The organism is Variovorax sp. P1_H12_2 (assembly GCF_056405335.1).
This window is the reverse complement of sequence record NZ_JBFUCI010000246.1, coordinates 1-9473: the sequence shown is the minus strand read 5'-3', so window position 1 is coordinate 9473 and position 9473 is coordinate 1. Positions and strand designations below refer to the sequence as shown.

The 9473-nt window shown below is 66.1% G+C and carries 7 protein-coding genes and 1 pseudogene; 4 read left to right on the top strand and 4 right to left on the bottom strand.

Going from position 1 to position 9473, the window contains the following annotated elements; genetic code table 11:
• From AC1D2K_RS22055 to AC1D2K_RS22040, 4 genes and pseudogenes are all read left to right on the top strand, one after another.
• Positions 1-544 (top strand): annotated as a pseudogene (locus AC1D2K_RS22055) (heme biosynthesis protein HemY); the annotation flags it as partial.
• Positions 545-789: 245 nt separating this feature from the next.
• On the top strand, positions 790-1941 hold the full coding sequence (locus AC1D2K_RS22050; protein WP_478090978.1) for a polysaccharide biosynthesis/export family protein: 1152 nt from the start codon (positions 790-792) through the stop codon (positions 1939-1941).
• 17 nt (positions 1942-1958) lie between these two features.
• Positions 1959-2399, top strand: a complete 441-nt coding sequence (locus tag AC1D2K_RS22045; RefSeq protein WP_478090980.1) for a low molecular weight protein-tyrosine-phosphatase — start codon at positions 1959-1961, stop codon at positions 2397-2399.
• Positions 2396-4648 (top strand): polysaccharide biosynthesis tyrosine autokinase, encoded by a 2253-nt coding sequence (locus tag AC1D2K_RS22040; RefSeq protein WP_478090976.1) that lies wholly within the window; start codon positions 2396-2398, stop codon positions 4646-4648. The genes AC1D2K_RS22045 and AC1D2K_RS22040 overlap by 4 nt, the downstream gene beginning before the upstream one ends.
• 130 nt (positions 4649-4778) lie before the next feature.
• On the opposite strand, the gene AC1D2K_RS22035 is transcribed toward AC1D2K_RS22040, so the two are convergent.
• The 4 genes from AC1D2K_RS22035 to AC1D2K_RS22020 all read right to left on the bottom strand — a co-directional run.
• Entirely contained in the window at positions 4779-6002 is a 1224-nt protein-coding gene (locus tag AC1D2K_RS22035; RefSeq protein ID WP_478090975.1) for a WcaI family glycosyltransferase, read from the bottom strand.
• The gene (locus AC1D2K_RS22030; RefSeq protein ID WP_478090973.1) at positions 5999-7222 is read right to left on the bottom strand and encodes a glycosyltransferase; all 1224 of its coding nucleotides are present in this window, start codon (positions 7220-7222) and stop codon (positions 5999-6001) included. Before AC1D2K_RS22030 ends, AC1D2K_RS22035 begins: the two co-directional genes overlap by 4 nt.
• Positions 7219-8562: a hypothetical protein gene (locus AC1D2K_RS22025; protein WP_478090971.1), complete on the bottom strand. Its 1344-nt coding sequence runs from the start codon at positions 8560-8562 to the stop codon at positions 7219-7221. Before AC1D2K_RS22025 ends, AC1D2K_RS22030 begins: the two co-directional genes overlap by 4 nt.
• On the bottom strand, positions 8559-9473 hold a 915-nt coding region (locus tag AC1D2K_RS22020; protein ID WP_478090969.1), incomplete at its 5' end, for a glycosyltransferase. The genes AC1D2K_RS22025 and AC1D2K_RS22020, both read right to left, overlap by 4 nt.

Here is a 9473-nt window from a genome sequence, read left to right as displayed (position 1 = left end):
GAGCATCGTGCGCGGGCTGGCCAGCGAGCTGCTGTCGGGTGCCCACGATCCCTCCCAGTTGCTGYGCGCGTGGGGCGAACTCGAGACCTGGGAGCGCGAGATGCCCGAGGTCGCGATCCATGCGGCCCAGCGCATGGTGGCGCTGCGCGGCGATCTTGCTTTGGCGCGCGCCTGGCTGCTGCCGGCCTGGGAGCGCATGGTCGAGCATCCGCAGAGCCTGGGTGAAGCCTTGCGCGTGAAGCTGGTCCGTGCGCTGGAAGCGGGTCTCGATTCGGTCGATGCCGACTGGCTGTCGCGGATCGAGTCGGCGCAGCGGAACAATCCGCGCGATGCCAATCTGCAGTACCTGGCGGGCATGGCCTGCATGAAGCGCCAGCTGTGGGGCAAGGCGCAACAGTTGCTCACACAAGCTGGCCTGGGGTTACAGGATGCGAACCTGCACCGGCGGGCCTGGCAAGCGCTGGCGCAGCTGGCCGAGGCGCGCGATGACGCTGACCAGGCGTCGGCTGCCTGGAAGCGCGCAGCACAGACGGAAAATCCGTAGTCTGCACCGCCGCGTGCGGCTTTGATGCTATTGAATCAATAGCGCGGGCAGCGAAAAACCTGCCGCTTCGGGCCTGTTTCGAGTCGGGAAATTCCTGAAATCGTGCGATTTCCACGCCTGATCAGAAAAATTTCCTCTGACTAAAGTTCTACGCCAAGAAAGCATTTGAGTCGTCCCCGCTCCTGATGTACAGTCGTAACTGTTTGCAAAAGTATTCATTTCAGGGTCACCATGCGGAGCTGCACTTGAAGCATTTTTTACTACATGCCGTGGTGCTGATTTCGGCGGGCGTGCTGGTACAGGGCTGCGCGCCACTGGCGCCGGGCTTCCGTTCAGCCAGCAACGATGCCCAGCAAGCTGTGTCGCCGGCCGGTTTTTCGACCTCAGAGATCGATCCGCCGCCGGCGGGCGCGTTGACCGAGATCACTCCTGTCCTGATCGGGGCGCATCGCGCGGCCACCCGCCAGACCAAGCTCAGCGCCGAAGTGATGGGTTTGCTGGGCCCGACGGAGCCCTACCGGATCGGTCCCGGTGATGTGGTGGGCATCGTGGTGTTCGACCATCCGGAGATGGTGTTCAGCTCGGTTCCCGCGACCACGGTGGCCGACCCTGCCAGCGTCTCTCCCGCACCCGGCTACATCGTCTCGAACACCGGCCAGTTGAGTTTTCCGTACATCGGGCCGCTCAAGGTGGCGGGGATGACCATCCAGGAAATGGAGCAGGCGGTGGTGAAGCGCCTCGCGCGCGTCTTCAAGGACCCGCAGATCAGTGTCCGGGTCGAGGCCTTCCGCAGCAAGCGCGCCTACATGGACGGTGAGATCCGTACACCCGGACTGATTTTGTTCACGGACATTCCGATGACCTTGGCGGAAGCGATCAACCGCGCGGGCGGCCTGACGCCGAACGGCGACCGTTCGGCGCTCGAGTTGACGCGCGAGGGCAAGACGATCTCCATCGACCTGATGGCGATGGCCGATGCCGGGATCAATCCCAGCCGCCTCCCGCTGCGCCCGGGCGACATGATCTATGTGCGTGGCCGCGAGGAGCGCAAGGTCACGGTGATGGGTGAGGTGACCCAGCAGGGCGGGGTGCTGATGCGCAATGGCCGGCTGAGCCTGAACGACGCCCTGACCGAAGTGGGCGGCGTCAACCTGACGACCGCCAATCCGCGCCAGATCTATGTGATTCGCAACGAAGCCCAGGGCCAGTCGATCTTCCATCTGGACGCCCGCACGCCCAGCGCGATTGCGATGGCGAATGGATTCCCGCTGCAGGCCAAGGACGTCGTGTATGTCGACCCGGTGCCGCTGGTGCAGTGGAACCGCGTGCTGAACCTGATCTTGCCGACTGCGACGACGGCGAGTTCCTACCAGACGCTCACCGTCACCGGCCGCTGACCGAGCCGATCGTGACTATCCGGAACATCCTCGTCGTGTGCATCGGAAACATCTGCCGCAGCCCGATGGCCGAAGGCTTGCTCGCCGCGGCCCTGCCGGACGCGCAAGTCGCATCCGCCGGCCTCGGCGCCCTCGTGGGTGAGCGCGCGGACGCCATCGCCTGCGAACTGATGCAGGAGCGCGGCATCACCCTCGAAGGCCACCGTGCGCGGCAGATCAGCTTTGATGCCTGCCAGCGCGCCGACCTGATCCTCGTGATGGACGGCGAGCAGCGCCGCGCGGTCGAGGAGCGCTATCTATTTGCCTCCGGCAAGGTATTTCGTCTCTGTGAGTTCAGCGATCAGGACGTGCCGGACCCCTACCGGGCCGGCCGCGCTTCTTTCGAGCGGTCGCTGACGCTCATTGAAGACGGCACCCAGCAATGGGTCAAACGCATTTCAAGAGTATCCAGCCGATGAATTCCTCTCTCATTCCCAAACCCACTCCAAGTTCCTTCGGCACGTCGGATGAGGAGGATTTCGACTTTGGGCACTACCTCGAGGTGCTCGTCGCGAACAAGTGGCTGATCGCCTTCGTGACCCTGGTCGTGTTCCTCGGCGGCGTGGTGTATGCGTTCCTCCAGCGGCCGGTCTACGAGTCCAACCTGGTGATCCAGGTGGAGGGCCCGGACAACACCGGCAAGGGTGTCCTCAGCGACGTCGGCGGGCTGTTCGACGTCAAGACGCCCGGCAGCGCCGAAATGGAAATCATCCGCTCGCGCATGATCGCCGGCAAGGTCGTCGAGGCGATCAAGCTCGACGTCGTGGCCGGCCCGCGCTATGTGCCCTATATCGGCGGCTGGCTGGCGCGGCGGGCGAGCGGCCTGTCGGACCCGGGCTTCCTGGGCTTTGGCGGCTATGTGTCGGGCACGGAAAGGATCGACGTGGCCCAGTTCGATGTCCCGAAGACGATGGAGGGGACGTCCTTCGTGGTGACGGCCAAGGGCGACGGTCAGTACACGCTGTCGGCCTCCTCGCTGCCTGAGCCTCTGACCGGCACGGTTGGCGCCCTCCTGAAGGCGCAGACCCCCGCCGGGGAGCTCGCGCTCACGGTGAGCGCGCTATACGGCAAACCGGGCGCCGAGTTCAACCTGATGCATCTGCCCAATCTGCCGACCACCCTCGGGCTTCAGGCCGGCCTCCAGCTGAGCGAGCGGGGCAAGTCGTCCGGCATCATCAACGTCGCGCTGCAGGACATCGATCCCAACCGGGTGCAACGGGTGCTGAACGCCGTGGGCGCGCAGTACGTGCAGCAGAACGTCGAGCGCAAGGCGGCGGAAGCGCAGAAGACGCTGGCGTTCCTCGACGTCCAGTTGCCGCTGTTCAAGCGTCAGATGGAGGCCGCCGAAGAGGTCTACAACCGCTATCGCAACCAGAAGGGAACGGTGGCGTTCTCCGAAGAAGCGACCATGATCCTGGGCCAGGCCGTCGACCGCCAGACCAAGCTGCTGGAGGCCCAGCAGCGCCGGCGCGAACTCGAAGCGCGCTTCACCGCCAATCATCCGCTGGTCCAGACGCTGGACGCGCAGATTGCGGCGTTGAAGGCCGACATAGCCGCGATCCAGACGCGGATCAAGGGGTTGCCCGCGATCCAGCAGGAAGCGGTGCGCATGGAGCGCGATGTCAAGGTGAACACCGAGCTCTACCAGTCGCTGCTCAACAATGCGCTGCAGCTTCGCCTGGTGAAGGAAGGCAAGGTCGGCAACGTCCGCGTGCTCGACGAGGCCGTGCTGCCGATGTTCCCCATCAAGCCGAACCGGACGGTCATCATGGCTGCGGCCCTGGCCCTGGGCCTGTTCCTCGGCGTCTGCGCGGCGTTCCTGCGCAATGCCTTCGTGGAGCAGCGCATCCGCGATCCGCACGAGGTCGAGGCCGACATCGGCCTGCCGGTGTTCTCGACCATTCCGCTGAGTCCGGCACAGGATGCCATCGCGAAGCGGCGCTTGAGCGGCGCCACCGGCGTGCGTCTGCTGACGATCGAGAAGACCGACGACCCCGCCGTCGAGAGCTTGCGCAGCCTGCGCACCGCGATGCAGTTCGCCATGCTGGAGTCGCCGAACAACCGCGTGTTGATCACCGGGCCGACGCCGGGCGTCGGCAAGAGCTTCGTGGCCGCCAATTTCGCCGCGCTGATGGCAGCCGCCGGCAAGCGGACCCTGTTGATCGATGCCGATCTGCGGCGCGGCCACACGCACCAGTATTTCGGTCTGCAGCGTCACGGCGGCCTGTCGGAATTGATCGCCGGCAGCTTGACGGTGCAGCAGACCGTGCACCGCCAGGTGGTTCCCAGCCTGGACTTCCTGGCCACCGGGCAGTTGCCGCCCAACCCGGCCGAACTGCTGATCTCGGACTCGTTCAAGTCGCTCCTCGAACGTTTGTCCGACCAGTACGACCTGGTTGTCATCGACGCGCCCCCGGTGCTGGTCGCCGCCGACACGAGCACGGTGGCCACGCACGTGGGCACCGTGCTGCTGGTGGCACGCGCCGAGCAGTCCACGATGGGTGAGCTGAAGGAAAGTACACGGCGTCTCGCGATGGGCGGCAAAGCGGCCACCGGCGTGCTGCTCAACGGCATGAACGTGCGCCGCAGGGGCTACGCGCCCTACAAGTACGGCCGCTACCGCTACACCAACTACAACTACGAGAGCATCCTGCCCGAAGAGCAGTAGCTGTTGCTCGCCCCCAGGTTGCCCGGCACTGCGTGTCCGGGCGCCCACCCCCTACCGGGGGCAACACCGGCGGACTGGCAAAGCCAGATCCGCGGTGTTTTGCGAACAAGGCCGGGCTTCGCCGGCCTTTTCAGCTTTTGATGCAGGACTGGAGGTCGCGTTCGAACTGGGCGAGGACGGCGTCGCGGTCGAAGTGGGCTTCGGCGAAGGCGCGGGCGCGCAGGCCGAGTTCCGCGCGCAAAGCGGGTTGGGAGGCCAGCTGGAGCACCGCATCGGCGAAGGCGCGGGCGTTGTCCGGGGGGACGGCCAGGCCGCAATGGCTGGCCACCTTGCCGAGCTCCGTATCGGCCCTCGCGCCGGCGACCACCGGCCGGCCGCTGCTGAGCATGCCGGTGAGCTTGGAGGGCATCACGAGGTCGGCGGCGTCCGCGCGCTGCGGCAACAGATGGATGTCGGCGAGGCCGAGCAGATCGCCCAGGCGCTTGACCGGCTGCAGGTCAAGGAAGCGCACGTTCGGGAGCTTCCCGCAGCGTTGCATCAACTCGGCGCGGCCGGCGCCGTTGCCGCAGAACACGAACTCGAGGTCGGGCTGGTGCTGCAGCATGTCGGCCATTTCGGCCAGCAGTTCCAGACCCTGCTTGGCGCCGGTGTTGCCCGAATAGAGTGCCACGACGGCATCGTGCCGGATGCCCAGCTCCGCCCGATACGGACTCGCCGCCCGCAGGGGCTGCACGGCCGACACGTCGGCCCAGTTCGGCAGCGAGATCAGCCGCGCATCCTCCGTGCCTTTGTGGGTCGCTCGCTCCATCATGCGCAGGGAGATCGTCGAGATGCGGTCGAACCGGCGCATCAGGCCGCGCTCGATCATGGCCACGAACGATCGCAGGCCGGCGCCCTTGAGCAGGCCGAGATCGAAGGCGGCATCCACCTCGTAGTCCTGGATGTGCAGCCATGCCTTCGCCGAACGCAGGCGCGCGAAGGCCAGCGCCGCCGGGGCACAGAACAGCGGCGGTTCGGTCACCCACACGACGTCGGGTTTCCAGCGCCATTGCGCGAGCAGCGTGGGAACGCTCGAAATCGCGAAGCTGGCCAGGTGAACCAGCCTCTTCAGTCCCGACGCCTTGCGCGGCACCCACAGCGGCGCGCGGAAGACGGTGGCGCCGTGCCACTCTTCGCGGGCGTAGCGCGAGCCCTTGTAGCCGGGCCAGACCGCCCAATCCGGGTAGTAGGGCGGCGCCGTCACCACCCGCACTTCATGCCCCCTGGCCGCGAGCCAGGCAACCATCTCTCCCGTGTATTTGCCGATGCCGGTCAGTTCCGGCGCGAAATTGATTCCGTAGACAAGAAGTTTCATTGACTCTCGGGCAGCGTTCCGGCGCCGGTTCGGCTTGGTCTTGACTGTGTCGCGGCGGCGCCCGACACCGGCGTATGTTCGCCGATGATCCGGACCAGCGTTTGCGCGACCTGCCCGACCTGGAAACGATGCCGGAATGAGCGCTGCGCCGCGACGCGCATGGCCGCCATCTCCGCCGGCGTCAGCGCCAGCCAGCGCTGCAGGGTGTCGATCGTGCCGGCCAGCGTGTCCGGGGCCACAAGGCCTGCGCCGTCCTGCTCGATCTCGCGCCAGATGTTCACCTTGTTGCTGATCAGCACCGGCTTGTTGCAGGCCAGCGCCTCCACCACCGCGATGCCGAAGTTCTCCTGGTGCGATGGGAGGCAGAACACGTCCGCCGTGTGGAAAGCACCCCATTTGAGGTCGCCCAGCAGCATCCCGGTCCAGGTGATGCGCGCCGAAATGCCGAGCTCCGCGGCACGGTTCCTGAGCTGCTGCACCAGACCCTCGTCACCGGGGCCGGCCATGACCAGTTGCAGCTCGGGCGCATCGGCGGCGACGCGGGCGAATGCGTCGACCAGGAGGTCGCCGCCTTTCTTCTCGTGGATGCGTCCGAGATAGAGCAGCGATCGCTTGCCCCGAAGTTCGGGAAAGCGGTTCAGGAAGACCTCGGTGAGGGCCGCCGCGTCCGCAGGCGGCTCGGAGGTGCCGTACGAGCCGACGACTTCCCGGGCGCGGTAGAGCCCGAAGGATTGGCGCGCCAGAAGGCGCTCTTCCTCGCAGGTGAAGATCACTGCAGCGGCGTCGCGCAGCACGCGGTACTCGGCCCAGGGCCAGTACAGCCATTTCTTCAGGTGCTTGAGCGGATAGCGTCGCTTGAACCACGGGTCGAGCATGCCGTGGGTGTACACGAAATAGGGCGTGGTCGACGCATGCAACGCACGCCAGGCGGCGAAGCCGGCGTATTGCCAAAGACCGTTCACGATCACCGCGTCGTAGCCGGCCGCATGCTCGCGCAGCCACGTCACAGCGTTCGCGTTGTACATGTAGCTGGTGCGCGACGGCCCCACCGCGTGAAGCGGCGCCGGGCATTCGCGAACCCAGGCCGAAGCCGGATCGTCCAGCGACAGCAGTTCGCTCTCGTGGCCGAGCGCGACCAGGGCCTCATGGATTCGAAGCACGCCTTCGATCGGTCCGCCTCCGCGAGGATCGACCGAGGGAATCAGATGGAGCAGTCTCACGCCGATGGATTGCGAGGGGGAAAGAACTCGGCCGTGGGATGCCGGAATACGAGCAGGCCGAAAGCCAGCATGATGCCCAGCAGGCCGTGGGCCGAGAGTTGGCCGATCGCCGACCAGGTGAGGATGGCGAGCGACACGACCAACCACAGCAGGATCGGATAGACCGAGTGCAGCTGAAAGGACAGCTTCAAGCTCTTGCGGATGCCGGCGATGACGACGGCCACCTTGAAAGCGGAGAACGCGTAGCCGATCAGGCCGCCCTCGAGCAGGATCCGGCTGGCCTCGACTTCGGCCAGCGCGAAGTCGCCGGTGCTGCCGGTGCGCGTATAGGTCGCGAGGTTGGAGCCCAGGCCGATGCCGGAGCCGAGCCAAGTGAACTGGTCGTATGCAAAGGATTGGCCAAGGAAGATCATCAGCACGCGGCCCCAGAAGCCCTCGACCTCGGAGGCCTCCTGGAAACGCTGCTCGGTGATCTGGATCGCACCGCTGAAGGCGAAGAACAGCACCGCGAGCAGCAAGAGTCCGACGACGACGCCCACGATGGCCCGGCCCTTGGCCTTGCCCCGCGCCAGCCAGAGCCGGCCGACGAAGTAGCCTGCAACCATCAGGCCAGACAGGGTGACGGCAGTGCGCGAGCCGCTCACCATGCTCGAGACGACGAAGGCACCGAACAGTGCCATCGCGAACAGAGTTTGCCACCTGGCCCGCTTTCGCGCCCCGGCGAAAGCGAACACCAGCGGCGTCATGAGCGCCAGGTAGGTGGTGTAGCCGGCCGTGAAACTGAAAGTGCCGGTGGTCCGGACGACATCGGCGATCACCAGGAAAACGCCGGTCTCGTCGCCATCGACCTGGCTGTTGATGCGCGCGCCCGGCGGCGAAAAATGCTGCAGCACGACCAGCGGCGTCATCAGCAGCAAGGTCCAGGCGGCCACCCGCATCGCGGCCCGATAGTCGGCTTCGTTCATTGCGGCGGCTGCGGCCACACCGAACCATATGTACAGCAGCCAGAAGCGCAGCCCGATCAGCAGCACGGTGGGCGAACTCTCTCCGGCGACGAGTTGCAGCAGGCCCCAGGCAACGACCAGGCAGGACCACACGAGCAGTGTCTGGRTGATGCCCTTGTGCCGTTGCAGCGCGCCATTGCGAAGGGCATAGGCGATCACATAGATCGCCAGCAGGTCGCGCATCAGGAGCAGCGGCAGCGTGGCCGCCGAGCTCACCCATTTGCGCACTGCGCCTTCCAGCACGATGATCAGGAACACCGCGATGAAGGCTTTGCCGGCACGGGTCAGCGTCGACTTGCGCGCCGGTGCATGGGAATGGGAAGCCACCGTGCTCATTGAACAAATTCCTCGAACAACTCTCCGGCRCGGCTTCGGTAGCTCGCCCACGAGAACGCATCTCCCGACTGGCGAGCCATGGCCCGTGCGGCATGCAACTGCGCCGGGTTGCGAGCCAATTGTCGCAGCAGCGAATGCAGCGGCTCCACCTCCGGCTCCACGATCCAGCCGCTGCCCGGAAAAGCCTCGATCATCGCCTTGGCGCCGGTATTCGTCGAGACCACGGCAGGCGTTCCGCAGGCCATCGCCTCGGCGACCACCATCCCGAACGAATCGAAGCGCGAGGGCAGCAGCAGGCAGTCGGCACGCGCGAGGATCGAAAACAGCTTGCCCTGCGGCACGCTCGGCGTGTGGCGGGTATTGGGCGTGGCAAGCACGGCGCGCAGCAACTCGGCGTCGGCGACGCCGCCGACGAACTCCAGCTCGTAGCCGATGCCTTCGGCATGCAGCCGCCGGAAGGCGGCAACGATGCTGTCGATCGACTTCAGCCGGCTCAGTGCGCCGGCGAAGACGAAGCGCGGCGGACCGTCGTGGGCCTGCCACGCCGGCACGTCGGGCGGCAACTCGGCACCGAGCATCATGGACCGGATCCTGTCGGCCGGCACGCCGTTGTCCGTGTAGCTTTCCGCGGCCAGCGGAGAGCATGTCAGGATCAGGTCGGCCAAGCGGATCTCCTCGTCCTTGCGGCGATTGATCTCGGGCGTGTAAGGCGTATCGACGGCGCCCAGCAGCCGGGCGGCGGTCCCGTGGTGGAAGGCGGCGGCGTCCAGCACGCAGCGCGCGCCGACCGCCTTGGCCGCCTGGAACGTGTGATAGGCCGCGTTTTCGTAGGCGACGACGACTTTCGGCCTGAACTGTCGTATCTGCTGCGCGGCCCAGTGATCGAACCAGTGGAAAACACGGTGCACGAT

Coding starts and splice junctions, on each gene's coding strand:
- AC1D2K_RS22040 (WP_478090976.1), top strand. CDS start 2,396: ATGAATTCCTCTCTCATTCCCAAACCCACTCCAAGTTCCTTCGGCACG.
- AC1D2K_RS22035 (WP_478090975.1), bottom strand. CDS start 6,002: ATGAAACTTCTTGTCTACGGAATCAATTTCGCGCCGGAACTGACCGGC.